General features: G+C 37.9%; 26 protein-coding genes. 9 read left to right on the top strand and 17 right to left on the bottom strand.

The annotated features are described in order from the left end of the window. Positions 1-51: 51 nt before the first annotated feature. Positions 52-636 carry an NUDIX domain-containing protein gene (locus ABD682_RS11570; protein ID WP_344741549.1) on the bottom strand — a complete coding sequence of 195 codons (585 nt, stop codon included), beginning with the start codon at positions 634-636 and terminating at the stop codon, positions 52-54. 113 nt (positions 637-749) lie between these two features. Between ABD682_RS11570 and ABD682_RS11565 the strand changes: the two genes are divergently transcribed. Continuing rightward, positions 750-1535, top strand: coding sequence for an MBL fold metallo-hydrolase (locus ABD682_RS11565; RefSeq protein WP_344741548.1), 786 nt, complete (start codon positions 750-752; stop codon positions 1533-1535). A gap of 57 nt (positions 1536-1592) precedes the next feature. Then, positions 1593-1838, top strand: a complete 246-nt coding sequence (locus tag ABD682_RS11560; RefSeq protein WP_344741547.1) for a hypothetical protein — start codon at positions 1593-1595, stop codon at positions 1836-1838. Positions 1839-1876: 38 nt separating this feature from the next. Here ABD682_RS11560 and ettA read toward each other — a convergent pair whose 3' ends face one another. From ettA to ABD682_RS11530, 6 genes are all read right to left on the bottom strand, one after another. After that, complete coding sequence (gene ettA, locus ABD682_RS11555; protein WP_344741545.1) at positions 1877-3568, bottom strand: energy-dependent translational throttle protein EttA; 1692 nt, start codon at positions 3566-3568, stop codon at positions 1877-1879. Beyond that, a complete protein-coding gene (locus tag ABD682_RS11550) occupies positions 3568-3750 on the bottom strand; it encodes a CAL67264 family membrane protein (RefSeq protein ID WP_344741544.1) in 183 nt (60 codons plus the stop codon). Before ABD682_RS11550 ends, ettA begins: the two co-directional genes overlap by 1 nt. Before the next feature lie 198 nt (positions 3751-3948). Beyond that, complete coding sequence (locus ABD682_RS11545) at positions 3949-5067, bottom strand: OmpA family protein (RefSeq protein WP_344741543.1); 1119 nt, start codon at positions 5065-5067, stop codon at positions 3949-3951. A 274-nt stretch (positions 5068-5341) separates the two neighbouring features. Beyond that, the gene (locus tag ABD682_RS11540; protein WP_395360808.1) at positions 5342-6061 is read right to left on the bottom strand and encodes a pirin family protein; all 720 of its coding nucleotides are present in this window, start codon (positions 6059-6061) and stop codon (positions 5342-5344) included. A 54-nt stretch (positions 6062-6115) separates the two neighbouring features. Continuing rightward, positions 6116-6553: a MarR family winged helix-turn-helix transcriptional regulator gene (locus ABD682_RS11535; protein ID WP_344741541.1), complete on the bottom strand. Its 438-nt coding sequence runs from the start codon at positions 6551-6553 to the stop codon at positions 6116-6118. Positions 6554-6557: 4 nt separating this feature from the next. Beyond that, complete coding sequence (locus tag ABD682_RS11530) at positions 6558-7088, bottom strand: NADPH-dependent FMN reductase (RefSeq protein ID WP_344741539.1); 531 nt, start codon at positions 7086-7088, stop codon at positions 6558-6560. A gap of 134 nt (positions 7089-7222) precedes the next feature. Between ABD682_RS11530 and ABD682_RS11525 the strand changes: the two genes are divergently transcribed. After that, positions 7223-8851, top strand: a complete 1629-nt coding sequence (locus tag ABD682_RS11525; protein ID WP_344741537.1) for an acyl-CoA carboxylase subunit beta — start codon at positions 7223-7225, stop codon at positions 8849-8851. Here the strand turns inward: ABD682_RS11525 and ABD682_RS11520 are convergent. The 7 genes from ABD682_RS11520 to ung all read right to left on the bottom strand — a co-directional run bounded on the left by ABD682_RS11520 (position 8848) and on the right by ung (position 15588). Beyond that, positions 8848-9933 (bottom strand): AMP-binding protein, encoded by a 1086-nt coding sequence (locus ABD682_RS11520; protein WP_344741536.1) that lies wholly within the window; start codon positions 9931-9933, stop codon positions 8848-8850. The genes ABD682_RS11525 and ABD682_RS11520 overlap by 4 nt on opposite strands. A 12-nt stretch (positions 9934-9945) precedes the next feature. Next, on the bottom strand, positions 9946-10914 hold the full coding sequence (locus tag ABD682_RS11515; RefSeq protein ID WP_344741534.1) for a CPBP family intramembrane glutamic endopeptidase: 969 nt from the start codon (positions 10912-10914) through the stop codon (positions 9946-9948). Next, entirely contained in the window at positions 10915-11973 is a 1059-nt protein-coding gene (locus ABD682_RS11510) for an o-succinylbenzoate synthase (protein ID WP_344741533.1), read from the bottom strand. Next, positions 11974-12651 (bottom strand): metal-dependent hydrolase, encoded by a 678-nt coding sequence (locus ABD682_RS11505; protein ID WP_344741532.1) that lies wholly within the window; start codon positions 12649-12651, stop codon positions 11974-11976. 31 nt (positions 12652-12682) lie between these two features. Next, positions 12683-13588 (bottom strand): 1,4-dihydroxy-2-naphthoate octaprenyltransferase, encoded by a 906-nt coding sequence (gene menA, locus ABD682_RS11500; RefSeq protein WP_344741531.1) that lies wholly within the window; start codon positions 13586-13588, stop codon positions 12683-12685. After that, a complete protein-coding gene (locus ABD682_RS11495; RefSeq protein WP_344741530.1) occupies positions 13585-14424 on the bottom strand; it encodes a 1,4-dihydroxy-2-naphthoyl-CoA synthase in 840 nt (279 codons plus the stop codon). The genes menA and ABD682_RS11495 overlap by 4 nt, the downstream gene beginning before the upstream one ends. A 495-nt stretch (positions 14425-14919) precedes the next feature. Continuing rightward, positions 14920-15588: a uracil-DNA glycosylase gene (ung, locus tag ABD682_RS11490; protein ID WP_344741528.1), complete on the bottom strand. Its 669-nt coding sequence runs from the start codon at positions 15586-15588 to the stop codon at positions 14920-14922. A 47-nt stretch (positions 15589-15635) separates the two neighbouring features. On the opposite strand from ung, the gene ABD682_RS11485 reads away from it, so the two are divergent. Then, entirely contained in the window at positions 15636-17129 is a 1494-nt protein-coding gene (locus ABD682_RS11485; RefSeq protein WP_344741527.1) for a YfcC family protein, read from the top strand. A gap of 3 nt (positions 17130-17132) precedes the next feature. On the opposite strand, the gene holA is transcribed toward ABD682_RS11485, so the two are convergent. Continuing rightward, on the bottom strand, positions 17133-18137 hold the full coding sequence (gene holA / locus ABD682_RS11480; RefSeq protein ID WP_344741526.1) for a DNA polymerase III subunit delta: 1005 nt from the start codon (positions 18135-18137) through the stop codon (positions 17133-17135). 104 nt (positions 18138-18241) lie between these two features. Between holA and ABD682_RS11475 the strand changes: the two genes are divergently transcribed. The 3 genes from ABD682_RS11475 to ABD682_RS11465 all read left to right on the top strand — a co-directional run bounded on the left by ABD682_RS11475 (position 18242) and on the right by ABD682_RS11465 (position 20624). Then, a complete protein-coding gene (locus ABD682_RS11475) occupies positions 18242-18685 on the top strand; it encodes a type I restriction enzyme HsdR N-terminal domain-containing protein (protein WP_344741525.1) in 444 nt (147 codons plus the stop codon). Continuing rightward, complete coding sequence (locus ABD682_RS11470) at positions 18686-19675, top strand: glycosyltransferase family 2 protein (RefSeq protein ID WP_344741524.1); 990 nt, start codon at positions 18686-18688, stop codon at positions 19673-19675. A 109-nt stretch (positions 19676-19784) separates the two neighbouring features. Then, positions 19785-20624 (top strand): OmpA/MotB family protein, encoded by an 840-nt coding sequence (locus ABD682_RS11465; protein WP_344741523.1) that lies wholly within the window; start codon positions 19785-19787, stop codon positions 20622-20624. 47 nt (positions 20625-20671) lie between these two features. On the opposite strand, the gene ABD682_RS11460 is transcribed toward ABD682_RS11465, so the two are convergent. Beyond that, positions 20672-21292: an L-threonylcarbamoyladenylate synthase gene (locus tag ABD682_RS11460; RefSeq protein WP_344741520.1), complete on the bottom strand. Its 621-nt coding sequence runs from the start codon at positions 21290-21292 to the stop codon at positions 20672-20674. 73 nt (positions 21293-21365) lie between these two features. Continuing rightward, entirely contained in the window at positions 21366-23696 is a 2331-nt protein-coding gene (locus ABD682_RS11455) for an ATP-dependent helicase (protein WP_344741518.1), read from the bottom strand. Between the two features lie 140 nt (positions 23697-23836). Here ABD682_RS11455 and ABD682_RS11450 point away from each other — a divergent pair, with 140 nt between their 5' ends. Further along, on the top strand, positions 23837-25108 hold the full coding sequence (locus ABD682_RS11450) for an amidohydrolase (RefSeq protein WP_344741516.1): 1272 nt from the start codon (positions 23837-23839) through the stop codon (positions 25106-25108). A 3-nt stretch (positions 25109-25111) separates the two neighbouring features. Continuing rightward, positions 25112-26674, top strand: a complete 1563-nt coding sequence (locus ABD682_RS11445; RefSeq protein ID WP_344741514.1) for an FMN-binding glutamate synthase family protein — start codon at positions 25112-25114, stop codon at positions 26672-26674. Positions 26675-26684: the final 10 nt, after the last annotated feature.

The following is a 26684-nucleotide window of genomic DNA, read 5'->3' as shown; positions in this document are numbered from 1 at the left end:
ATACCGAAATGTCTCCCGGTTTTCTATTTTCGATTTCGACTGAAATAAAAATCAGTCCAAAAGCTTATGGATTTGCAAATACTGTAATAAAACTATGGTTCGGGTATCTTGGATCTCTCCCGAATTAAGCATGTTAATCGCCTGCTTAAATGGCATTTCCAAAACCTCAATATCTTCAGCTTCACTATCCAAACCACCTCCTGAATTAACTTTCATAGCATCAGTATATTCACCTATAAAAAAATGCATTTTTTCTGTCATGACCCCCGGTGAAGAATAGCCTTCATAAACCTTTGTTACCTTTTCCAGGCGATAGCCTACTTCCTCCTCGGTTTCACGAATAATACATTCCTCTGGATTATCCTTGTCTAACAATCCGGCACATATTTCAACTAAAAAACCGTCAGGATTGTCATTCTGATACGTAGGCATCCTGAATTGCTTTATTAGTAGTACTGTTTTTTTTGTTTTGTTATAAAGCAAAATACCGGCACCGTCACCACGATCATAAACTTCACGTACCTGATTTACCCAGGTTCCATTACGCATTTGGTAATAAAAACTAAAGCGTTTCAAAATATAGTAATGATCGGAAAGGATGGTGGATTGTATGTTTCTTAAGCGATTTGAACTCATTTCAGTAGCATTATAGATTACTTCTATTGACTTATAAAAAATAGGTGAAAAGTTACATGTTTCAAATACGAATAAAAAAATTATCTTTATGAAAAACCAAAAAATCAATACTTATGAATTTGAAAAAAATTGCACTATTTGTTTTAATAGCGAGTTTTTATAACTGCAAACAAAAATCATCAGAACCTGAAAGTACCGCCGATATGGCTGACAAAGTTATGGAAGCCAAAGATGCTATTGGTATCCATCCTTTTGAACACGCCACTTTTGTAATGACATACAAGGATGCAGTGATCTATGTAGATCCTGTTGGTGGTGCTGCTGCTTTTAAAGGTCAACCAAAACCTAATCTGGCCTTGGTTACGGATATTCATGGTGACCATTTTAATGTTGAAACCTTACAAGAGTTAAATGTTCCGATAGTGGCACCTCAAGCGGTAGTGGATCAAATACCAAAATCAGCAAAAATCAACAGCCTGGTAATTAACAACGGTGAAACTAAAAATATGAATGTAAGCGGCACCGACATCATGATCGAAGCGATCCCAATGTATAATTTACGGGAAGAAGCCCTGAAATTTCATTCAAAAGGACGAGGAAATGGTTATGTAGTTACACTAGGTGATAAACGGGTTTATATTTCCGGAGACACCGAAGATATTCCGGAAATGCGAAATCTTAAAAATATTGACATCGCTTTTGTTTGTATGAACTTACCGTACACGATGCCTGTTGATGCCGCTGCGAGTGCTGTTCTGGATTTTAAACCTAAAAAAGTTTATCCCTATCACTACAGAGGTACAGGTGGTTTAAGTGATGTGGCTAAATTTAAAAAATTGGTAAATACCGGAGATCCAAATATAGACGTTGTACAGTTAAACTGGTACCCGAATAATTAGTTTGTTATTAAATAAAAAATAGTATATTTGATAATACTCATATTTATCTAACCAACCATGCCCCAGTCTTTTATATTTTCGATTCTAGCTTTAATGACGGAAGACACTATTGTAGTTGTGTTGAGTGTCGTTGTTGTTTTCTTTGCAGTATTACTGCTACTCGGTATAAGAAAATCATATTTACTCAAAAAAGAAAATGAACGGCTTGATGAAATAAATAAACAGATTATGGAACAGGCTGAGGACATTGAAACATACCGGGATTTTACCGAAGGTCATTTATACAGTAATGATAAAAAATAAAAAACGCCTGCAATATGCAGGCGTTTTTTTTATAACACTTAGCGCACCAACTTTTTATATTTTATGCGCTTCGGCATGATATCACCGCCTAAACGTTTCTTTTTATTTTCCTCATAGTCTGAAAAACCTCCTTCAAAGAAATAAACCTGGCTATTTCCTTCAAAAGCCAAAATATGCGTACAAATACGATCTAAGAACCAACGGTCGTGACTTATAACTACCGCACATCCAGCAAAATTCTCAAGACCTTCCTCCAAAGCACGAAGGGTATTTACATCCAGGTCGTTGGTGGGCTCATCTAAAAGCAGCACGTTACCTTCTTCTTTTAAGGTCATGGCCAAATGAAGTCGGTTACGTTCACCTCCGGATAGCAAAGCCACTTTTTTATTTTGTTCACTTCCCGAAAAATTAAAGCGACTTAAATAAGCCCGGGAGTTTACCTGTCGCCCACCCATCATGATGAGTTCCTGTTTGTCACTAAAGTTTTCCCAAATGGTTTTTTCAGGATCAATATTGGAATGACTCTGATCCACATAGGCTATTTTAGCCGTCTCACCTACTACAAACTCGCCTTTATCCGGCGTTTCTTCGCCCATGATCATTCTGAAAATGGTGGTTTTACCGGCACCATTCGGACCAATAACACCTACAATGCCCGCTTGAGGCAATTTAAAATTCAGATCGTCATACAGCAATTTATCACCATAAGCCTTACTCACATGATTGGCCTCAATAACGTTAGTTCCCAATCGAGGACCGTTTGGAATATATATTTCGAGCTTTTCATCCAGTTGTTTCTGGTCCTGACTCAATAATTTATCGTAATTCTTCAAACGGGCTTTTTGCTTCGTCTGGCGACCTTTGGCGCCTTGCCGTACCCATTCTAACTCGCGTTCCAAAGTTTTTTGACGTTTCGATGCCGATTTACTCTCTAAAGCCAAACGTTTCGATTTTTGATCTAACCAGGAGGAATAATTACCTTTCCACGGAATACCTTCTCCTCTATCCAATTCCAAAATCCAACCGGCTACATTATCCAAAAAGTAACGGTCGTGCGTTACAGCGATCACCGTGCCTTTATATTGTGCCAAATGATGCTCCAGCCAATGTACCGACTCAGCATCCAGGTGGTTGGTAGGCTCATCGAGTAACAATACATCAGGTTCCTGCAATAATAAACGACATAAAGCCACTCTGCGGCGTTCACCACCGGAAAGCACCCCTATTTTTTTATCGCCTTCAGGTGTACGCAAAGCATCCATGGCGATCTCGAGTTTGGTATCCAGTTCCCAGGCATTCGCCGCATCGATCTGGTCTTGAAGTACTGCTTGTCGGGCCATTAACTTCTCCATTTTGTCCGGATCAGAATACACTTCCTCCAAACCAAACATATCATTGATCTTATTATATTCATCAAGAATAGCAACGGTTTCTGCGGCACCTTCTTTTACCACATCCATAACGGTTTTTTCATCGTCCAGCTTAGGTTCCTGTTCTAAATAACCCACGGTATAACCGGGAGAGAATACCACATCACCCTGGTAATTCTTATCAATCCCTGCAATAATTTTTAACAAGGTCGATTTCCCGGAACCATTCAATCCCAAGATCCCGATCTTAGCACCGTAAAAGAAGCTCAAATAAATATTCTTAAGTACCGGCGTATTAGCACTCTGAAATGTCTTGGTAACACCAGACATTGAAAAAATAACTTTCTTATCGTCGCTCATTACACGCGTCCTTTTAAAGCATTAAACACCCAGGCTACTGCAAAAAAACCAATACCCACCGAGGCAAATCCCCAGCCGGCAATCTCGTCGTACCGAAATGCGCCAAGCGCTATTAACAACAAGCCCTCGATAATCATAATCCACGTGGCCCAGGCCAACACTGTATTTTTATTCATTGCCATAATAAATCTTTTCTTTTTAGGGCGCACCCACGCGAAAAGCGTGGTCAGGCTATCCGCTATATCTTTTCCGGGCCGAAAAAGCCCGCAAAAGGATGCCGCTTCTATCCTTTGCGCAGTTTAGAACACAAATATCGTATTTTTAAATAAAAAAAGCATCCAAAAAAAGGATGCTTCAATATCTAAAAGGTTTTCAAGCGTTTAAAAACTCACAATTTTAAAATCAGCTCTACGATTCAAACGATGTTTTGCTTCAGAACACGGTGTATTATCATCACACTCATTAACTAAATTAGTTTCGCCGTAGGCTTTTCCAACCAATTGGTCCGAAGGAATACCTTCATCTTCCAGGTAATCTAGAACAGATTGCAAACGTCGTTCTGATAGTTTCATATTGTAAGCGTCAGAACCTCGAGAATCTGTATTAGCACCAACTTCAAGTACTAATCCCGGATGCGCTTTAAAGATAGCCATCAGCCCTTCAAGTGTTTTTCTTGAGGTTTGAGTTAAGAACGATCTATCAAAATTATAATAAATAGGTTCTAGCGCTTCTAGTTGATTTTGTATATCCTGACGTTCTTTTTCGCGAGCGGCTTCTTTTGCTTTGCGCTCTTGTTCTAAGCGTTCCGCTTCTTTTTGTCTGGCTTCTTCCTGAGCGCGTTTGTATGCTTCTTCTTTGGCTTTCAAAGCTTTGAACACAGAATCCTTAATACGTTCATTTTCTTTCTGGATATACTCAATTTCAGCCAATTTCTTTTCACCTTTCTTGCTCAGATCTTTCTCATAATTAAATCGGTATACCACACCGGCAGCATGCTGAATATGGTCGGTAAGATCAGGATTCATAGTCCATTTTCCGGTAGTATTGATATCAATGCCCCACCGATCTGAGAACCAGAATCTGGAACCAAAAATGGCATTATAGGTGGCACGTGTTTGGCCAACCGCGGTATTCACACCCAAACCAACCCCTACATAGGGATCAAACCAGCCGTTATCGCCAATTAATTTTCGTAAATCATAACTTAAACGAGCATCCAGCGCCCAGTAATTTTTTCCTTCCGGTAAAGGCGATCCACCAACAATTTTACCTTTTTTATAGTGATTGTATGAAGCAATACCTTCCAAACCTAAACCGCTACGCCAGTATTTTCCCAAACTTAATCGTGAAGGATATGGTGCATAGTTCCATCCGGATTTCAGATCAAAAACTTTTCCCGTACGATCATCAGAGTCATCCACGATATTCATTCCAACACCAAACATGGAGGTACTCACGATCACAGAATCTTTGGAAGTGAGCTCAGGAACTTCAGTCAATAATGAATCTAGTGCTTTATTCGCGCTTGTCTCCAAATCTGGGGACTGTGCAAATGCCATTAACGTAGAAAAAAAACAGAAATATAAAACCGCTTTTTGAAGCATAAATTTTGGGAGGACTTATAATAGTTTCAACGATTAAAAGTATTTAAATCCCTAATCCCTTTAAAAAATAAACTTCAAAGCGTACAAATAATCGATGATAGGAATGATTTCACAAGAGAACCTGTTAAATTTTCCTACTTCACAATAAATTGTACGCCTTAATAAAAAATTATTGCATCGGTACTTCGATGAATAAAAGTCCGGTATCTTCTTTAGTTTTTACCGTAAATTCTTTGGTTTTACTAATACCAATAGCATCTCTGCTATGTAAAGTTTCACCGGCAATGTCGAGCTCTCCAAAAATGGTCATTACATAAACGCCGTGGTTTTCATCTTTTAACTTATAGTTAAACGTTTTGTCTTTATCCAGATCAATGCGTGATAACACAGCATCCTGATGGATCTTTAAACTTCCTTCATGGCTGTCTTTCGTTGAAGTTACCAACGTTTGTAATTTATTTTTACGATCTGCTTCTTCAAAACGCTTTTGATCATAACGTGGTCTTACGTGCTGCTCATCAGGGAAGATCCATATTTGAAATAAATTCAAATGTTCGGTAGCAGAACCGTTGATCTCCGAGTGTTGCACACCCGTTCCGGCACTCATCACCTGAACTTCACCGGGAACCACTGCTTGCCAGGCGTTGTGCATAGAATCACGGTGTTTCAAAACGCCTTTTAAAGGAATGGTAATGATCTCCATATTATCGTGCGGATGTGTTCCAAATCCCATGTTAGGTGCAATAATATCATCGTTTAAAACGCGTAAAGCACCAAATTGAATACGATCTTTATTGAACCAACTTGCAAAACTAAATGAATGCGTTGCTTGTAACCAACCATGATTCGCATAACCTCTACTGTCAGCACGATGTACTACAGTTTCCATTTTATTTGTATTTTCTTTTATTGTTTCCATTATTTTAGCCTTTCTTTTATTAATTTATCTCATTTTATCAAGTAAACCACTTAATTGTTCGGCTTCTTGTTCGTTTAAATTCTTTAATAAATTCTTATTAAAATCTACAGGAATACTATCCAGTAACTTTTTTCCTTTAATAGTGATCGCAATTTTTACAACTCTCCGGTCTTCCTTACATGGCAACCGTTCAATGTAATCTTTAGCTAATAATTTATCCATTAATCGTGTGGCGTTGGGTGCCCGTTCTATCATACGGTCCTTAATAATCTGAACGTTCAAGGGCTCCTTGGCCCCTTTAAGAATTCGTAGGATATTGTATTGCTGCGGCGAGATACCATAAGATTTAAAAAACTCATTCTGGCAACTCGAGATCCAATTTGCGGTGTATAAAATGTTTAAAAGCGCCTTGATCCGGTTGTTAGGGAATGTAGATTGTATGTCTTTGCTTATATCTCCCATGCTTTTACAAATGGTCTCTAAATTTTTTAACAGCCGCTTTTAACTCGGCATCTAATGCGATATCAACAATTTTCCCGGCCTTAAAATTATCACTGAAATGTGGTAAAGAGAACGTTTCAATAATGTGGGCATCATGCCGTGGAAAACGCGACTTCGCAATATCCAAAACTGATTGTCCACCACGGGAACCATCAGAAGTTGCCATAAGCAACATCGGTTTCTTAAAAAATAATTTACCTTCTATTCTAGACAGCCAATCCAAAAGATTTTTAAATGCTACCGTGTAAGCGGCATTGTGTTCTGCCAGGGATATAACAAAGCCATCAGTTTCTTCAAAAAACTTCAATAACTTTTGTGCATCAGCTGGAAAGCCCTGCTCTGCTTCTACATCAACACCAAAAAGCGGAAGATCAAAATCATTTAGATCTAAAAGTTTTACGTCTACATTCTGAACCAATGACGAGGCATAGGTTGCTAATTGTTTATTAATTGAGTTTTTACTGTTTGAACCTCCAAAGGCGATTATTTTCTTCATAGTTTATTTTTTCTGATACAAATGTACAATAATTACATTTATTTTCCAAGGAATATATTTCCATGTAATGTATTTTAACAATTAATTCACTTTTATAATGCTTATTTTGTACATTCGTAGAAAAATTACTAAGGATGGACATTACCTTCAACAAAAACGAAGATCATAATAAATTACAACTGGCGGAACTCAAGAAAAAACGTGTAGATGTTAGTTTAGGTGGTGGGAAATCGCGGATAGAAAAGCAGCACGCCAAAGGTAAAATGACTGCCAGGGAACGTATCGAATTCCTACTAGATCCGAAAACAAAATCCATTGAAATTGGTGCCTTCGCAGGTGATGGTATGTATAAGGAGCACGGCGGATGCCCTTCCGGTGGTGTGGTTGTAAAAATGGGGTATGTTAGTGGAAAACAATGCATTGTAGTCGCCAATGATGCCACAGTTAAAGCCGGTGCCTGGTTTCCAATTACCGGAAAAAAGAATTTACGAGCTCAGGAGATCGCCATAGAAAACAGATTACCTATTATTTATCTGGTTGATTCTGCAGGTGTTTATTTACCCATTCAGGATGAGATCTTTCCGGACAAGGAACATTTTGGACGCATCTTTCGAAATAATGCGGTAATGAGCAGTATGGGAATTACACAAATTGCCGCTGTTATGGGGAGTTGTGTAGCCGGTGGTGCCTACCTCCCCATTATGAGTGATGAAGCCTTAATAGTTGAGAAAACAGGAAGCATTTTCCTGGCCGGAAGTTATTTGGTTAAAGCCGCTATTGGTGAATCCATAGATAATGAAACTCTTGGTGGTGCAACGACGCATTGTGAGATCTCAGGAGTTACGGACTATAAAGCGAAGAACGATAAAGACGCTCTGAATACCATTAAAAATATCATGGATAAGATGGGCGATTATGATAAAGCCGGTTTTAATCGCATAGAAGCTGAAAAACCTGTTGAAAAACCGGAAGATATTTTCGGTATTATTCCTAAAAGTCGCGCTGACCAATATGATACTTACGAGATCATTAAACGACTGGTCGATAATTCTGAGTTTGAAGAATACAAAGCCGGTTATGGCAAAACCATCATTACTTGTTATGCCCGTATAGATGGTTGGGCTGTTGGTATTGTAGCCAATCAACGAAAATTAGTAAAAACCAAAAAGGGTGAGATGCAATTTGGCGGTGTGATCTATAATGACAGTGCCGATAAAGCAACACGTTTTATTGCTAATTGCAACCAGAAAAAAATTCCTTTGGTATTTTTACAGGATGTAACCGGGTTTATGGTTGGTAGTAAAAGTGAACATAGTGGCATTATCAAGGATGGTGCTAAAATGGTGAATGCGGTTAGTAATTCTGTTGTTCCTAAATTTACAGTGATCATGGGTAATAGTTACGGTGCAGGTAATTACGCCATGTGTGGAAAAGCATATGACCCACGTCTTATGGTAGCATGGCCAAGTGCCGAACTGGCAGTTATGAGTGGTAATTCTGCAGCAAAAGTTTTACTTCAAATTGAAAAAGCGTCCTTGGAAAAGCAAGGTGAAAAGATCACTAAAGAAAAAGAGGAAAAGCTATATAATGAGATAAAAGCACGCTATGACCATCAGGTTTCGCCATATTATGCTGCCGCGCGTTTATGGACTGATGCCGTGATAAGCCCGTTAGAAACGCGTACTTGGATCAGCATGGGAATTGAGGCTGCAAACCACGCTCCTATTGAGAAAAAGTTCAATATGGGCGTATTACAAGTTTAAGGTTTCTGGAGGTTGAGTTTTTTGATTGTCCTGTTTCTATGAACCTTATGTGATGCGGTTTCCGCAAAAGAGTTAAGGAAATAAGTTTCCCTGGGTTTTTCAAATTTATCCAAAGAATCGAATAAAGAATCTTCAATTTCAAATGGTTCTCCTTCAATGATCAGGAGTACTTTCTGTCCCAGGGTTTCATCAGGTACTGAAGCTATAAAAAACCGTCTGTTTATAAATTTTTGAAGTTTGTGTTCTATTTGCTCAGGAAACACTTTAATTCCCCCGGTATTGATCACATGATCCCAACGTCCAAGCCAGTCAAATTCAGAATCAGAATACAAGGTAACCATATCATTGGTTACGATCGGTTTTTCTACCAGTTTTGGAGCGTCAATCACCAAACAACCGCGTTCATCCTGTGACACATGAACATCTGGCAGTGTTTTAAAATGTAATTTTGAAAGGTCTTTAGGTTTTTTAAAATTATTCAATTTTTTCATTGCGATATGCGACACTGTTTCGGTCATACCAAAGGTTTCATAGACGTTGGCTTTAATGCCCTGAATAGATTCCAATAAGGATTTTGACACGGGCGCACCTCCCACAATGATGGTTTTTAAGTTTTTGCAGTAGTTTAAAAAGTATTTTAACTGCATGGGTGTAAAGGCACAAAAATCATATTTCTTTTCATAATCGATCAAGGGATATGCTGACGGTTCTACCAATTCCAATCGTAAGCCTAAGGCGATCGCCCGAACGATCATCATTTTACCTGCAATAAAGTTTGATGGCAAGCAATTTAGAACTTTGTCACCGGGTTTTAATCCAAAATAATCCCCGGTCATTATGGCCGAATTAACCATGGCTTGCTTTTTAATTTTAAGCTTTTTCGGTCGCCCTGTAGAACCTGAAGTTTTTGCTATGATGTAATCTTTTTTATCTAACCAATCGAGAAGGAAATTTCCAATTTGTTCCTGATAAGGCTCACCTTCTTTTACAAAACTATATGCCACTTCCATTAAATCTTCAAAAGAATAATAATGCCCATTTAGCCTGAATCTGTTGTGAACTTGGGTAAAGGTTGGTGTCATAAGCGTTTGTTTTTAAGTTGATTGTCCGAGCTCATCAATGGATCCTGTTTGCTGTGGTTCAATGACCTGACCAAATAATTTGTCTTTCCAGTTCGTCCATTTGTATCGCTTTGATAAAATAAAAAGTAAAATAGGAAATACAACAAAAACCGGGATAAAAATTTCAAAAAGTCCTGTTTTTCCGGGTTCACTCACATCTTTCAAAACGGAATAGGTCTGAAATGCTGTCCAGTCAGCGGTAACCAAAAGAGCCGTAAACAAGTTGTTGGCCGCATGGAATCCGAGGGAGAGTTCCAAACCTTCATCCATTAAAGTCATAATGCCTAGAAAAAAACCGGTTCCAATGTAATAGACCAATATGGTATAACCCAGTTTGTCAACTTCCGGATTGGCTATATGTAATAAACCAAATGTAACCGAGGTGATAAGTAAGGGCAGCCATTTGTTTTTGAAAATTACCCCAATACCCTGCATTAAATAACCTCTAAATAAATACTCTTCAAACGCGGTTTGGAGTGGTATCATAATAATAGCAATCAGGCAAAGTACAGCAAATTGAAGCGGTTTAAAGTTAAGAACGTAATCTTCAGGTGCCATCCAGTATTCTATCAAAATAAATCCACTGGATATGATCCCCCATAGTAAAAAGATGAAAAACACCCTTTTCCAATCTATCTTTGGTCGACTCGTTGTAAGCTGCTTCAAACTCAAATGATGTAAAAACTTAACCACAAGAAACAAAGCTCCCAAACCTGCGGCAAAAGTAAGCAGCATGAGGAACAAGCCTAAATTAGAGTCTAAAATCGCCAACATCTGAGTTTGGTCTAACTGTTGGGGTGTATCCCCCATCATCTTCATTTTTATTATAACAGCTAAACCAAATGGCATTTGCCCGATAATGACCCCAATAACTACAATAACAAGACCTACTATATACCGCCACCACTCATGTAAACCCTTAAACCCTTGTTCTACATACATCTATTCTAAATGATTTAAATTTAACTGTCGTAAGTCCCAGGTACGTTTTTCGTTATAATGCAGTGACCCCTCGAGCACTTCCAGGGGACTATCTATATTATTTGTAAATAAACTTCCGGTACCCAGACCCTGAGGTAATCTGGTTCCTTTTTGATAGGTGTATTGTGCAATAGCATTCAAGCCAATATTGCTTTCCAAAGCACTCGTAACCCACCAGCCTATCTTTTGCTTTTCAGCCAGGTCAATCCAGGAATTACTTCCGGAGAAACCTCCTATTAACGTGGGTTTTAAAATGATGTACTGAGGCTTTATCTCTCGTAGTAATTCTTCTTTTTCTAAATTTGAAGTAATACCTATTAATTCTTCATCTAAAGCAATGGGCAAAGGCGACAATTCACAAAGTTTTGCCATTTCGTTAATTTGTCCTTGTTTGATGGGTTGTTCGATAGAATGCAGATCCAATTCAGACAATATGGAGAGTTTTTCAAGGGCTTCATCAGAAGAAAAAGCACCATTAGCATCTACACGTAATTCAATATCCTTCGCTGAAAAATCTTTTCTTATTGTTCTTAATAATTTGAGTTCTTCCTCAAATTCAATGGCACCGATCTTCATTTTGATACATTTGAAACCTGCCTTGAGCTTCTCTGAAATTTGTTTTTTCATGAAACGTTCCGAGCCCATCCAAATTAATCCATTTATGGTAATGGCATCTGTTCCTTCGGTAAACTTCGACGGAAAAAGCTCAAATGGATAATCACTTTCCAAAGCTTGAAAAGCCATTTCAAGGCCAAATTGAATACTTGGGAATTCAATGGTTTCTTTAAGTAAAGCCGAGAGTCCGAGATCGATATTTTTACAAACCCAGTGCAACTTTTCTTCAAAATCAGGTCGGTCATCAGCCGAAAGACCTCGAAACATACCGCACTCGCCTATCCCTGTTTGGATGCCATTATTTAAAATAAGGAACCAGGTATCCTTTGTTTTTAAAATACCTCGGGAAGTGCCGCTAGGTTGTTTAAAGTTGAGAGTATATTTTTTAAACCGAGCCTTAATCATTTATAATTCAATGGATTCACCAATTTCTAAAAGCATGAGATCTTTATTTTTTTCGAAGAACTTTTTCTTAGCCTCATCATGATCAATTTCAATATAACCAAAAGTATCATAATGAACACCAAGAACTTTATCGCAAGCTACAAAATCACTGGCTAAAATAGCATCGTCGATTCCCATAGTGAAATTATCGCCAATAGGTAAAATAGCAAGATCTAACTTCGTTTGCAGAGGAATTAATTTCATATCATACGTTAGAGCTGTATCACCGGCAATGTAAATATTTTTGTGTTCACTTTCTATAATAAAACCTCCCGGCTGCCCGCCATAACTACCATCAGGGAATGAAGAGGTATGAATCGCGTTTACATATTTAACGGTACCGAACTCAAAATCCCAATGCCCACCGTGATTCATAGGGTGACCTTCAATTTTCATTTTCTCATAACGAGAAATAATTTCAAAGTTAGAAACCAACACAGCACCGGTGCGTTTGGCAATCGCTTCTACATCCAGAATATGATCCTGGTGTGCATGCGTTATCAGAATGTAATCTGCCTTAAGCGAATCAATATCAATTTCAGAAGCTTTTGGGTTTCCTGTTATAAAGGGATCTACTAAAATATGAATATCATCAATTTGAATACCTAGGCTGGCATGACCATAAAATGTAATTTTCATTTTCAAAGATTTTTTTGTTATTATTCAGTTTTCAAAATACCTGTCCCAAACCCATTAAGATGGCTAATAAAACGGTAGATAAGGCTAACTTTTTTAATTCCGGATCTAAGAGTTTCGGAACCTTATTTTTGTTAAATCGGTTTAAGTGCTGTAATAAGGGGATAAAGCTAATGATAAACATTAAACTATAATAGGATTGAAAATACAAAATACCAAACAAAGCAGAAAGTGCCAATGCAGAAATTATTAAAACATTGTGATAAATTTTCGTGCTTTTTACACCGAGCTTTACTGCTAACGTATTTTTATTTGAAGCCTCATCGGAAACAATGTCACGTAAATTGTTAAGGTTTAGAACGCCGGCACTCAATAAACCTATCACAACCGCTGGTAAATAAACTATAGAGGTTAAAGATTTTGCAAATAGGACATAACCACCAATAACGCTTACCAATCCAAAAAAAATAAAAACAAATATGTCACCCAAACCGTGATAACCATATGCCGAATTTCCTACTGTATATTTGATTGCTGCCGCAATAGAAGCTATACCAAGAATTAAAAATATTAAGACCAATACACCATGAGAGGTTCCAAATGCTGTAAAGATCAAAATAACCGAAAAAATTAAAGCTAAAATCACATTAATAATAATCCCTGTTCGCATTTCTTTAGGTGTGATCTTACCACTTTGAATGGCCCGTTCAGGACCAATACGTTGCTCATTGTCAGTTCCTTTCAGGCCATCACCATAATCATTTGCCAAATTCGAAAGGATTTGGAAACTGAGCGTTGTAAGTATTGCTAAAATAAAAATAGTCCAACTAAAATATCCTTCTCTGGCAGCCAAACATGAGGCTAGAATTATCCCTGAAACCGACAAGGGTAGTGTGCGTAAGCGCATGGAATTAACCCATGCTGATGCTTTTTTCATCATGGAATCCATTTTTTCTCAAAGTTAGGCTTACGCTTTTCTAAAAACGCATCACGCCCTTCCTTAGCTTCATCGGTCATATAGGCCAATCGCGTGGCTTCACCTGCAAACACTTGTTGTCCTACCATACCATCATCCGTCAGGTTCATAGCAAATTTCAGCATTTTTATAGATGTGGGTGATTTTGCAAGAATTTCCTGTGCCCACTCAAAAGCTGTACTCTCCAGCTCTTCATGAGGTATTACAGCATTGACCATTCCCATTTCAAAAGCCTCCTGAGCATTGTAATTTCGACCTAAAAAAAAGATTTCACGCGCTCTCTTCTGTCCCACCATTTTTGCTAAATACGCCGAGCCATATCCACCATCGAAACTGGTAACATCGGCATCGGTCTGTTTAAAAATTGCATGTTCTTTACTGGCCAGCGTTAAATCGCAAACCACATGCAAGCTATGTCCGCCTCCAACGGCCCATCCGGGAACTACTGCAATTACAGCTTTTGGCATAAAGCGGATTAAACGTTGTACTTCTAAAATATTTAACCTGTGGTAGCCGTCATCACCAACATAGCCTTGATGCCCTCGAGCTTTTTGGTCGCCACCACTACAGAATGAAAATACGCCATCTTTGGGAGAAGGACCTTCGGCAGAGAGCAATACGACACCTATAGAAGTATCTTCATTGGCATCATAAAAAGCATCATAAAGTTCGCTCGTGGTTTTTGGCCGGAATGCATTACGAACTTCTGGTCTATTAAAGGCAATGCGAGCCACACCCTGACATTTTTTATAGGTTATATCTTCGTATTCTTTAGCGGTTACCCAATTCGGTGTCATCATGCTTAAAATTTTTATCAAAAATAATTCATATTTAACAAAAACACTATCTTATTACAAAAAGATGTAATAATCTAAAACTAACCTTTAAATATTTAAAAAAATTGAATACTCAAATTTGTCAAAACGAAAAAAAACTCGATGAATAAATGTCGAATTAGCACAAATTTGAAATAAGTATAATACTAATTTGACCGTAGTCTTTTTTTTATTATGTTTGCATTAAGCTATTAATTAAACGTTAAAATATGCGCTTCATCCAAAATGCGCTGATTTAACTTACAAATGCCCTTCGCCTATGCTATTGAATATTACTATTGCTATTGCGGTTCTTCTCTCTCTTAATTTTATACTGTTAAAGTTCAGTTGTAACAGAATTTCTCGAAAATCTCGAGAAAGTAAAAAACCAGTTATCTTGAATGCAAGAATAACTTCTGAAGAGTCTGAAGAATTAGCGCCTACCGGTAGTTAATATCTTATCAGATTCCAGAACCGTTCTCATAACCATTTAACAGGCAATTTATTTTGTTTGACAAGGATTTTATTGGCTTGGCTAAAATGTTTATTACCAAACCAATAGCCTCGATTGGCACTTAAAGGCGACGGATGACCAGAAGTTAACACGTAATGATTTGAGGAATCAATTAGTTTCGTTTTCTTTTTTGCATACCCACCCCACAACAAAAACACAATTCCTGTTTTGGTCTTATTAATTTTTGTTATTACAGCATCAGTGAATTGTTCCCAACCTTGGTTTTGGTGACTACCGGCCTGTCCGGCACGCACAGTTAACGTAGCATTCAACAGTAAAACACCTTGATCTGCCCAGGGCATCAAATTGCCACTTTTAGGATAAGATTTTCCGAGATCATTTGAAATTTCTTTGAATATATTAACTAAAGACGGCGGATGTGGAACACCGTCATTCACAGAAAAGCACATACCATTGGCTTGACCAAAACCATGATAGGGGTCCTGACCAATTATAACAACTTTGAGATTATCAGGAGTACAATGGTTAAACGCATTGAATATTTGATTTCCGGGTGGAAAACACTCGTGATTTGCATATTCTTTTTTAACAAACGCTACGAGCGACTTAAAATAAGGCTTATCAAATTCCTCCTGAAGCAAGGGTTTCCATCGCTCTTCAATTTCTACCTCCATAAAAACTCTAAAAATGTACTATCTTTATTAAATAAAGTGTAAATCTATTGAAAAAAAGGAAGTTCCCCACGGCTCAAACTATTTTATTAATCATTGCTGCTCTGGTAGCTATCATGACTTTTATTATCCCTGCTGGTAAATTTGATACTTTAGCCTATAATAGCACTGAAAACACGTTTATACGGACATCCTCTAACAACGAAACTGTCCTCCCCGCTACCCAGGAAACCTTGAATGAGTTGAATATAAAAATACCATTAGAGAAATTCACTAGTGGTGCTATTTATAAAGCAGTAAATATTCCCGGTACCTACAAAAAGCTTGATGCCAAACCTCAGGGTTTGGTTGCCTTAATATTATCTCCGGTTAAGGGCATTATTGATGCTGCAGATATTATTTTTTTGGTTCTGGTAATTGGTGGTTTAATAGGTATTATGAATCTTACCGGAGCTTTTGAAGCCGGTATTGCCTGGCTGGCAAAGGCCTTGAAAGGTAGAGAATTCATACTCATAATCGCAGTTACTTTTTTGATTGCTTTGGGTGGAACTACTTTTGGATTGGCTGAAGAAACCATAGCCTTCTACCCTATTTTGATCCCTATTTTTCTTGCTGCCAAGTATGACGCCATGGTGGCGTTAGCGTCTATATACATTGGATCCTCCATAGGAACCATGTGTGCCACTACAAACCCTTTTAGCACCATAATTGCCTCCAACGCCTCCGGAATAAACTGGACATCGGGTATTACAGGAAGAATTTTATTTTTCGTTTTGGGTACGATCATTTGTGTTTCTTATATTCTGAATTATGCAAAACGGGTAAAAAAGGATCCTTCAAAATCGATTATTTTTAGTCAAAAAGAAGCCATCGAAAAACATTTTGGAAATATTACGCATTCCAACCTAAAACTGAATTTCCGTCTTCGTTTGATCCTATTTATATTTATCATGTGCTTTGTGATTATGGTTTACGGCGTTTCAATAAAAGGCTGGTGGTTTACTAAAATGACTGCTGTTTTCTTAGTTGGAGCTATTTTAATTGGATTTACAGGAAGAAATAAAGAAGCTCAGTTTGTGGACACTTTTGTTAAGGGAGCCGGAGAGTTATTGGGTGTTGCCTTAATTATTGGTATTGCCCGCGGTATAACCGTACTCATGAATGATGGTTTAATAAGTGACACCATGTTGTACTACGCCAGTAATATGACCAACGGCATGAACAAAGGCGTGTTTATAAATGCTATGCTCTACATATACGGTGGATTATCCTTTTTCATACCCTCTTCCTCCGGGATGGCCGTCCTTACTATGCCGATCATGTCACCTTTAGCCGACGGTGTTGGAATTGGCAGAGAAGCTGTTGTAAATGCTTATAATTACGGCATGGGATTGTTTGCATTCATTAATCCTACAGGATTAATTTTAGCCTCATTAGCCGTAGTAAAAGTTGGTTACGATAAATGGTTGAAGTTTGTGATTCCTTTGGTTCTCATGCTTTTGGCGTTCACCATGATCGGTTTAACCATTTCTGTTTATATATAAAAATTAAGCTAAAATCTTAGCCATAAGCTCCTTAAGAAGGTCGCCTTGTGGAACAGCATTAGAGTCTACCCCCTTGCTTTTTACATCAAAGGTTCTTAAATGCGACACAATAACGCTAACCTTTTTCATCGGATAGTTTTTTGCTGCAGTTACATATTCGTTCACGAAATATGGATTTATTTTTAAAGCAGAAGCCACACTTCGTGGGGATTTATCCCGCAATCCATGATAATGCAAAAGTTGTGAGAAAAAATTAAATAGTAGTGCAACCGTTACAACCATCGGGTTATCTTTAGGGTTTTCAGAGAAGTATTTGATGATCTGAAAAGCCTTTTTAGAATCCCTGTCTCCTATGGCTTTTCGTAACTCGAAATTATTAAAGTCCTTGCTAATACCGATGTTTTCTTCAATAATCTCCGGAGTAATCTGACTCCCGGGCTTCAGAATAATTTGTAATTTTTCTAATTCATTATTGATCTTGCTTAGTTCAGTTCCTAAAAACTCCACGAGCATTTGTGCTGCTTTTGGCGAGATGGTGTAGTTTTTTGGCGCTAGAACCCTTCTAATCCAATCAGCAACCTGATTTTCATATAGTTTTTTACTTTCATAAACAACGCCACTTTTCCTAACGGCTTTATACAAAGCTTTCCGCTTATCTATTTTTTTGTATTTATAATTAATTACCAGGACGGTAGAGGGTTGCGGAGACTCGGCATAAGAACTCAATTTTTCGATAGTTCGGGATAGATCCTGAGCCTCTTTTACAATAACCACTTGATGCTCTGCCATCATAGGATAGCGCTTTGCCTGACTTATAATATCTTCAACCGTCACATCACGGCCATACAATACCACTTGATTAAAGCCGCGCTCAGCTTCAGTTAATATCGTGTTTTCAATAAATTCGGAAATCTTATCAATATAGTACGATTCTTCACCCATTAAAAAATAAACAGGTTTTATTTTACCGTCTTTAATATCAGCTACAAGTTGTTTTACTTCGTCCAAATTGATGAAAATTCAAATTAAAAAATCCCAATACCTAACATTTTTGAAATCCTATTGGCTATTTTGCAGTAGTGGGTTACCTTTGAAAAAATCATTACGAATACATGCAAGAATTAGACTTTCCAAAGTTTTCATTTCGATTCAAAAATAGGGAAAATAAAGTTTCTATTTTTGATCCTATTCGTAAAAAATTTGTGATCCTTCAACCCGAAGAATGGGTGCGTCAAAACTGCGTGCAATTTCTACTTGAAATTAAAGGTTTTCCAAAATCACTCATCAATATTGAGAAAGAATTACGGATAAATGATTTGAAAAAACGTTATGATATTGTAGTATTCAATACGGATGGCAGTATTCACTTGGTGGTTGAATGTAAGGCGCCGGAAATCCCGATAACACAAGCCACGTTCGATCAGATTGCTCGTTATAATTTAGCTTTAAACGCGAACTATTTGATGATAACCAACGGATTAAATCATTATTATTGTGCTATGAATTACCGGGAAGGTCGCTATCAGTTTTTAAAAGACATCCCGAAATACACTTAAATGAAAATTGCTGTTGTTATATTGAATTGGAATGGTAAAAAATTATTAGAAACTTTTTTGCCCTCCGTTGTATCCTTTTCTAAGGAAGCTGAAATTTTTCTGGTTGACAATGCCTCTAAAGATGATTCGGTGGGTTTTGTTAAAGCCTCCTTTCCTGATATTAAAATTATTCAACATCAAAAGAATTATGGCTTCGCCGAAGGTTATAATCGCGGACTTCAGGTAATAGATGCGGAGGTGTTTTGTTTATTGAACAGTGATGTGGAAGTGACTGAAAATTGGTTAAAACCGATTATAACGTGTTTCGAGCAGGAACCTAAAACGGCTATTATTCAACCGAAATTATTGGATTATAAGAACAAGGAATATTTTGAATACGCCGGGGCGGCAGGTGGCTATATAGACAAGTTTGGTTATCCCTATTGTCGCGGACGCATTTTTAATACCATAGAAAAAGATCATGGTCAATTTAATGATGAGGCCGCTATTTTCTGGGCCAGTGGTGCAGCATTTTTTATTCGTTCTGACGTTTACAGGAGTTTAGGAGGTTTGGACGCTTCATTTTTTGCCCATATGGAAGAAATAGATCTTTGTTGGAGAGCCTTTAATCAAGGATTTGAAACAAAATACATCGGAAAATCTACGGTTTATCACCTGGGTGGGGCTACCCTTAAGAACACCGATGCCAGAAAAGTGTTTTTGAATTTTAGAAACAGTTTATATACGCTTACCAAAAACGCTCACGGATTTTTACCTTTTTTAATTCTCGTTCGGCTTGTCCTGGATGGTTTTGCCGGTATGAAATTTATTTTCGAAGGAAAACCCAAATTCATGTTGGCTGTTGTAAAGGCTCATTTTGGGTATTATCGGCACTTTTTTACCTTTTACAATCAAAGACGGTGTTTGGACAAGAAAAAAAAATATTTCCAAATAACATCCATTGTTATTCAATATTTCGTAAATAAAAATAAATACTTTAAAAGTTTGTAAAAAATTAGCAAAAGTTTTGTTAATCGCTCGTGTTTCAGCTGTTTTTTAACTACTTTTGGAGAGTTTATAAAAACAAAAACCAAAACCTAAAAACCTCGTTTATACAATTATGAAAAAAATACTCTTACTTGGGGCTTCAGTACTTCTTATTTTAAGCTCCTGTGTATCTAAAAAACAATACACCGATCTTGAAGCCAAACAAAAAGAAACTCAAGATCTCTTAAATTCCGCCACTGTAAAATTAAATTCTTGTTTAGAAGAGCGTGCTTCTGCAACCGCAAGAGCTACTGCTTTAGAAGAACAAGTTGCCGATTTAAGAAAAAGCAATGAAAACTTACAAGTTCTATCTGCAAAAGGCGCTAGCAATGTAGAGAAGACTTTAGAAAGCATAAAAGAAAAAGACCTGAAAATTACCCGTTTACAAGATGCATTATCTAAAAAGGATAGTGTAACGCTTGCTTTGGTAACAAGCTTGAAGCGTGAGGTAGGAATCAATGATCCGGACATCCAAGTGAATGTTGAAAAGGGTGTTGTATTCATTTCAATCGCAGACAATCTATTATTCAAGAGCGGAAGCTATACAGTAACCTCCAGAGCGAAAGAGGTTCTTGCCAAAGTAGCTAAAGTAGTGAATAGCAAACCTGACTTTGAATGCATGGTTGAAGGTAACACTGATAACGTACCTTACAGCCAACCTCCATTATTAGATAACTGGGATTTAAGTGTAAAAAGATCTACTTCTGTAATTCGCGTATTACAAGACTTAGGCGTTAACCCTGGTCAGTTAATCGCTGCCGGACGTAGTTCTTATGTGCCTTTAGTTGATAATGATACGCCAGAGCACAGAGCAATGAACAGACGTACAAGAATTATCGTTATGCCTAAAATCGATCAGTTCTATGATATGATTGAAAAAGAAATGAAAAATCTTGAAGCTGCAGGAAACTAAGCAAAAGATTTAGAAACTAAAAGCTCAGCATTTGCTGGGCTTTTTTTTTACAGTAATTCCAAACTACCTTTTCCCTCTCTTATTATGGTTGGCGTACTTTCCGATAGGTCAATCACAGTAGAGGCTTCATTACCACCGTAGCCGCCATCTACTACTAAATCTACCAAATTATCCCACTTTTCAAGAATAAGTTCCGGATCGGTAGTGTACTCAAGGATTTCATCTTCATCTCTGATGGAGGTCGATATAATCGGATTTCCAAGTGCCTTCACAATATCCAAAGCAATGTTGTTATTTGGCACGCGAATACCAACGGTCTTACGCTTCTTAAAAGGGTTTGGTAAATTATTAGAACCGGGTAAAATAAAGGTATAAGGACCCGGTAAAGCGCGCTTAAGAATTTTAAATGTCCGAGTGTCGATTTGTTTCACATAATCACTCAAGTTACTCAGATCATGACACACAAAAGAGAAGTTAGATTTCTCGAGTTTCACCTGTTTTATCAAGGCCACACGCTCCAAAGCTTTGATATTGGTAATATCACAGCCCAATCCGTAAACCGTATCAGTGGGGTAAATGATAAGTCCGCCATCTCTTAAAACCTTTTCAACCTTCGCAATGGCCTTAGGATTAGGATTCTCTTCATAAATTCTGATTATTTCAGCCATAAACCTCGTATTAATTCTACAATAGAATCACCAAAAATTTTAAAATGTATTGCAAACTCTAATGCTTATCAAATTAGCTCAAAACTTCCAGTTTTGCAAAGCGAAGCAATAATTTTTTAGTTCCTCCATGTTGAAATTTTATTTCTGCTTTGGTATCGGCTCCACTACCTTCGATCTTCAATACTTCTCCCGTACCAAAACGGAGATGTTTTACCATATTTCCAACAGCAAGATTATTATCAAACAAATTAGCCTTTCCATTACTTTCTGATACAGGTTTTAAATTTTTAGGTGTTGAAACCTGAAATTTTTCCTGTTCCTTCTTGGGTTTTCCTTTTTTGAAATTCGCTTGTTTAGCGGGTTTAAATCGAACTTTATTGGGTTCAACATCGCCAAAAATATCGGCACTAAGCATCGGATTAATGCGTCGCTCTTCAATGGGGGTAACAATATCCAAATATTGCTCATCAATTTCTTCAATAAATCTGCTAGGCTCAGAATCTATTAATTTTCCCCAACGATAGCGCGACAAAGCATAGGTTAAATAGGCTTGTTTTTCGGCACGGGTAAGTGCTACATAAAACAGGCGTCGCTCTTCCTCAAGTTCACTACGAGTATTCATACTCATGGCACTTGGAAACAGATCTTCCTCCAAACCTACAATATAAACGTATGGAAATTCCAATCCTTTTGCCAGGTGAATTGTCATTAAAGCCACATGATCGCTATCGCCTTTATCTTGATCTAAATCGGTGGCCAGAGCAACATCCTCTAAGAATTCAGCCAGGGAGCCTGTGGCATCGGCAACCTCCTTCTGCCCTTCCACAAAGTCCTTCATACCATTCAGTAATTCTTCAATATTCTCCATTCGGGTTACACCTTCCGGAGTTCCGTCTTTATTGAATTCCTTAATCAAACCACTGGTACGCGTAACATGTTCTGCCAATTCAAAAACATCTGCTTTTTGATTCATGACCTGATAACTCTCAATCAAGGTCACAAAATTCTGCAATTTGGTTTTTGTTCCGGAGTTAACATTTACCGGCATTGAATCGATGTTTTTCATAACTTCAAACATCGTCTTATCCTCGGCATTGGCAGCCACGATCAATTTATCAATTGTCGTTTGCCCAATACCTCTGGCCGGGAAATTAATAACACGCTTTAAAGCTTCCTCATCCGCAGGATTAATAACAAGTCGCAGGTATGAAAGTACATCTTTGATCTCCTTTCTTTGATAAAATGATAACCCTCCATAAATCCGATAAGGAATATCACGTTTCCTTAAAGCATCCTCGATAGAACGGGATTGCGCATTCGTTCGATATAAAATGGCAAAATCGCTATTTGGCAATTGGTTATTCATTTTATTTTCAAAAATGCTATTGGCCACATAACGGCCTTCATCTGCATCCGTTAAAGAACGGTGAACCTGAATTTTAGTACCTTCATCATTCGCCGTCCAAACTATTTTATCAAGCTTGGTTTGGTTCTTATCAATAATGGAATTTGCCGCATTCACAATATTTTTTGTGGAACGATAATTCTGTTCTAAACGGAAAACCTTCACATCGTCATAATCCTTTTGAAAATTCAGGATATTGTTGATATTCGCTCCGCGGAACGCGTAAATACTTTGCGCATCATCACCAACGACACAAATGTTTTGAAATTTGTCCGACAAGGCCCTAACAATCAAATATTGCGAATGGTTGGTATCCTGATACTCATCAACTAAAATATATTTAAACCGATTTTGATACTTGGCCAATACCTCCGGAAACCGGGTTAAGAGTTCATTGGTTTTCAATAGCAAATCATCAAAGTCCATTGCACCTGCTTTAAAACAACGATCTACATAGGTTTTGTAAATATCTCCCATGAGTGGTCGCCGGGCCATGGCATCAGCTTCAATGAGTTCCGGGTTTTGAAAATAGGCTTTTACCGTAATAAGATTATTTTTATAGGATGAAATTCTGGAGCGGATCTGCTTGTATTTATAAACATCCTTATCCAAATTCATTTCTTTAATAATAGAAGCAATAAGCCTATCTGAATCTTGTGTATCGTAAATTGTAAAATTATTAGGATACCCCAAACGATCTGATTCAATGCGTAAGATCTTGGCAAAAACTGAGTGAAATGTGCCCATCCACAAATTCTTAGCCTCACTGGAACCAACAATTTGAGCAATTCGTTCCTTCATTTCACGGGCCGCCTTATTTGTAAAGGTTAAGGATAGAATATTAAAAGGGTCAACACCCTGATTCATTAAATAAGCAATGCGATAAGTTAACACTCTGGTTTTTCCCGAACCGGCGCCGGCAATAACAATCATTGGGCCATCTTGTTGTAACACAGCCTCCTTTTGCGCCTCATTCAATTGATTTAAATACGTCTCCAATTCCAATTCTTTTTACGTTGTGAAAATAACCATTGTCAGGCTTTTAAATAAGCAGTTTTATGAATAATTATAAACAATTAGGTTTAACAGCTGCTTTCGTATTTTTTGAATATATTTAAACAAAAATCTCAAAAAACAGCATGAAAAACCTTTTACTTATTACTCTTTTATTTGGTTTTTACCAGAATTGGGCACAAACCGCTTTAGAAAACCAATTTGCAGATATTGAACCTCAGGTTATTGAGTGGCGACGTGATTTCCATGAGCATCCGGAATTATCGAATCGCGAATACAGAACCGCTGAAATTATTGCTAAACATCTTAAATCTTTAGGTATTGAAGTTAAAACCGGAGTTGCTCATACTGGTGTTGTTGGTATTTTGAAAGGAGATGAGCCCGGAAAGGTTATCGCTCTTCGTGCCGATATCGATGCCTTACCTGTTACCGAGCGTAACGATTTGCCTTTTAAGAGCGAGGTAGTTACCGAATTTTTAGGCACTAAAACCGGGGTGATGCATGCCTGCGGACATGATGCACATACGGCAATTTTGATGGGAGTTGCTGAAATTCTGGCACATAATAAGGATAAAATTAAGGGAACTGTAAAGTTTATTTTTCAACCGGCTGAAGAAGGTGCTCCTCCAGGAGAAGAAGGCGGTGCTGCCCTTATGATTAAAGAAGGGGTGCTTCAAAATCCTGATGTTGATGCCATTTTTGGTTTGCATATTAAATCTACTGTTCCTGTGGGAACCATCAGATATAAACCTGAAGGTATGATGGCCGCAGTTGAGCGTTTTGAGGTGCATGTGAAAGGAAAACAAACACACGGTTCAAGACCATGGATGGGGGTTGATCCTATTTATATTTCGGCTAAAATCATTGATGGTTTTCAAAGTATTATAAGTAGGGAAACAAACCTCACGGAAGAAGCTGCGGTAATTACTGTTGGAAAAATAATCGGTGGTGTTCGTTTTAACATAATACCTGAAAGTGCTGAAATGATAGGAACTGTGAGAACTCTAAATCCGGATATGAAAGCCATGATTTTAAACCGGATGAAGGAAATGTCGGAGACTATTGCCAGGGCATACGGTGGCGAAGCAACCTTTGAGGTTCAGAATAATACCGCGATTACTTTTAATGATCCTGCCTTAGTGGATCAAATGTTACCAAGTTTAAAAAAAGTAGTTGGCGATGAACATGTAGAACTCAGGAAGGCTACAACCGGCGGTGAAGATTTTTCATTTTTTCAGGAAAAAGTACCTGGATTTTACTTCCAACTGGGTGGTATGACACCAGGAAATAAAACGCCTTATCCGCACCATACTCCTGATTTTAAAATCGATGAATCGGGTTTGATCTATGGTGTTAAAGCCTTGACACAGATCACCTTTGATTATCTAAATCAATAAGTTATGGAATCTATTCTGAACTTTTTTTCTAATCTAAGTTGGTGGGGCTGGATCCTTATTTTTCTGGTTCTCGTTGCTATTCGGGATATTTTTCTCCAGCGCGCACATAGTATCACACATAATTTTCCAATCGTCGGGCATTTGCGGTATTGGCTTGAAAGTATCGGCCCGGAAATGCGCCAGTATTTTGTGGCGAGTAACCGTGAAGAACTCCCTTTTAATCGCATAGAACGCACCTGGATTTATGCCTCGGCAAAGCGTGAGAATAATTACAAAGGCTTCGGAACCGATAGAGATATTTATGAAATTCAGCATGTCTTCATTAATAATGCTATGTTTCCTTTTAAGCTTCCTGAAAACCATCCAAATAAGGTCGATCCGGACTTTATTCCATGTGCTAAAGTTATGGGAGCATATAACAAACGAAAAAAACCATATCGCCCGGCGTCTATAATTAACGTATCCGCGATGAGTTTTGGTTCCCTTTCCGCGAAAGCAGTTGAATCCCTGAATATAGGCGTAAAATTGGCGGGAGGTTATCACAACACAGGAGAAGGTGGCCTATCGCCCTATCACAAAAATGGTAGTGATGTGATATTTCATTTTGGAACCGGTTATTTTGGTGTTCGCAACGATGACGGTACTTTTTCTCTGGAAAAACTGAAACAACTGGTTGAAGAACATCCCTTTATAAAAGCCATCGAAATAAAGCTTTCTCAGGGTGCCAAACCAGGAAAAGGCGGTGTTTTACCCGGAGCTAAAATTTCAAAAGAAATAGCTGAAATTCGTGGTGTACCTGCCGGAAAAGATGTGCTATCACCAGCCAATCATTCAGCTTTTAATACCGTTCCTGAACTTATTGATTTCATAGAAATGATCGCTGAAGAAACCGGACTACCCGTTGGAATAAAGGCCGCTATCGGAAAACTGGATCAATGGGAAGAATTAGCTGATGCTATGTTAAAGACAAATAAAGGTCCGGATTTTATTACTATTGATGGTGGTGAAGGTGGAACCGGTGCTGCTCCACCAAGTTTTGCCGATCACGTATCGCTACCATGGGTATATGGTTTTAGTGATGTGTACAAATTACTTAAGCGCAAAGGTTTAACAGATCGGATTGTTTTAATTGGCAGTGGTAAACTTGGGTTTCCAGGTAAAGCAGCCATGGCATTTGCTATGGGCGCCGACTGCATAAATGTGGCACGGGAGGCGATGATGTCTATTGGATGTATACAAGCTCAAATTTGCCATACCAACCGCTGCCCGAGTGGGGTTGCCACCCAAAATAAATGGTTACAAAATGGTATAAAAACTAACTTAAAATCTGTACGGCTGGCGCAATATTTTAAAACCTTCAGAAAAGAATTTTTGGAGATCACTCATGCTGCCGGATACGAACATCCTTGCCAATTTAAAATGAGCGATATTGAAATTAATGTGGACGACCATAACCTTTCCAAAGAACTCAATCAGGCCTATAATTACGAAAAAACACCTGTTCTATTTGAAGGTATGCAAAAGTTAAAAGATTGTGTATATTTGGGAAGCACAAAAAGTAAGTAACCAAAATTAT

Origin of the sequence: Gaetbulibacter aestuarii, assembly GCF_039537665.1 — a bacterium.
Taxonomy (GTDB): Bacteria; Bacteroidota; Bacteroidia; order Flavobacteriales; family Flavobacteriaceae; genus Gaetbulibacter_A; species Gaetbulibacter_A aestuarii.
This window is presented reverse-complemented; position numbering and strand designations above follow the sequence as displayed.

Coding starts and splice junctions, on each gene's coding strand:
- ABD682_RS11570 (WP_344741549.1), bottom strand. CDS start 636: ATGAGTTCAAATCGCTTAAGAAACATACAATCCACCATCCTTTCCGAT.
- ABD682_RS11565 (WP_344741548.1), top strand. CDS start 750: ATGAATTTGAAAAAAATTGCACTATTTGTTTTAATAGCGAGTTTTTAT.
- ABD682_RS11560 (WP_344741547.1), top strand. CDS start 1,593: ATGCCCCAGTCTTTTATATTTTCGATTCTAGCTTTAATGACGGAAGAC.
- ettA (WP_344741545.1), bottom strand. CDS start 3,568: ATGAGCGACGATAAGAAAGTTATTTTTTCAATGTCTGGTGTTACCAAG.
- ABD682_RS11550 (WP_344741544.1), bottom strand. CDS start 3,750: ATGGCAATGAATAAAAATACAGTGTTGGCCTGGGCCACGTGGATTATG.
- ABD682_RS11540 (WP_395360808.1), bottom strand. CDS start 6,061: ATGGAAACTGTAGTACATCGTGCTGACAGTAGAGGTTATGCGAATCAT.
- ABD682_RS11535 (WP_344741541.1), bottom strand. CDS start 6,553: ATGGGAGATATAAGCAAAGACATACAATCTACATTCCCTAACAACCGG.
- ABD682_RS11530 (WP_344741539.1), bottom strand. CDS start 7,088: ATGAAGAAAATAATCGCCTTTGGAGGTTCAAACAGTAAAAACTCAATT.
- ABD682_RS11525 (WP_344741537.1), top strand. CDS start 7,223: ATGGACATTACCTTCAACAAAAACGAAGATCATAATAAATTACAACTG.
- ABD682_RS11520 (WP_344741536.1), bottom strand. CDS start 9,933: ATGACACCAACCTTTACCCAAGTTCACAACAGATTCAGGCTAAATGGG.
- ABD682_RS11515 (WP_344741534.1), bottom strand. CDS start 10,914: ATGTATGTAGAACAAGGGTTTAAGGGTTTACATGAGTGGTGGCGGTAT.
- ABD682_RS11510 (WP_344741533.1), bottom strand. CDS start 11,973: ATGATTAAGGCTCGGTTTAAAAAATATACTCTCAACTTTAAACAACCT.
- ABD682_RS11505 (WP_344741532.1), bottom strand. CDS start 12,651: ATGAAAATTACATTTTATGGTCATGCCAGCCTAGGTATTCAAATTGAT.
- menA (WP_344741531.1), bottom strand. CDS start 13,588: ATGATGAAAAAAGCATCAGCATGGGTTAATTCCATGCGCTTACGCACA.
- ABD682_RS11495 (WP_344741530.1), bottom strand. CDS start 14,424: ATGATGACACCGAATTGGGTAACCGCTAAAGAATACGAAGATATAACC.
- ung (WP_344741528.1), bottom strand. CDS start 15,588: ATGGAGGTAGAAATTGAAGAGCGATGGAAACCCTTGCTTCAGGAGGAA.
- ABD682_RS11475 (WP_344741525.1), top strand. CDS start 18,242: ATGCAAGAATTAGACTTTCCAAAGTTTTCATTTCGATTCAAAAATAGG.
- ABD682_RS11470 (WP_344741524.1), top strand. CDS start 18,686: ATGAAAATTGCTGTTGTTATATTGAATTGGAATGGTAAAAAATTATTA.
- ABD682_RS11465 (WP_344741523.1), top strand. CDS start 19,785: ATGAAAAAAATACTCTTACTTGGGGCTTCAGTACTTCTTATTTTAAGC.
- ABD682_RS11460 (WP_344741520.1), bottom strand. CDS start 21,292: ATGGCTGAAATAATCAGAATTTATGAAGAGAATCCTAATCCTAAGGCC.
- ABD682_RS11450 (WP_344741516.1), top strand. CDS start 23,837: ATGAAAAACCTTTTACTTATTACTCTTTTATTTGGTTTTTACCAGAAT.
- ABD682_RS11445 (WP_344741514.1), top strand. CDS start 25,112: ATGGAATCTATTCTGAACTTTTTTTCTAATCTAAGTTGGTGGGGCTGG.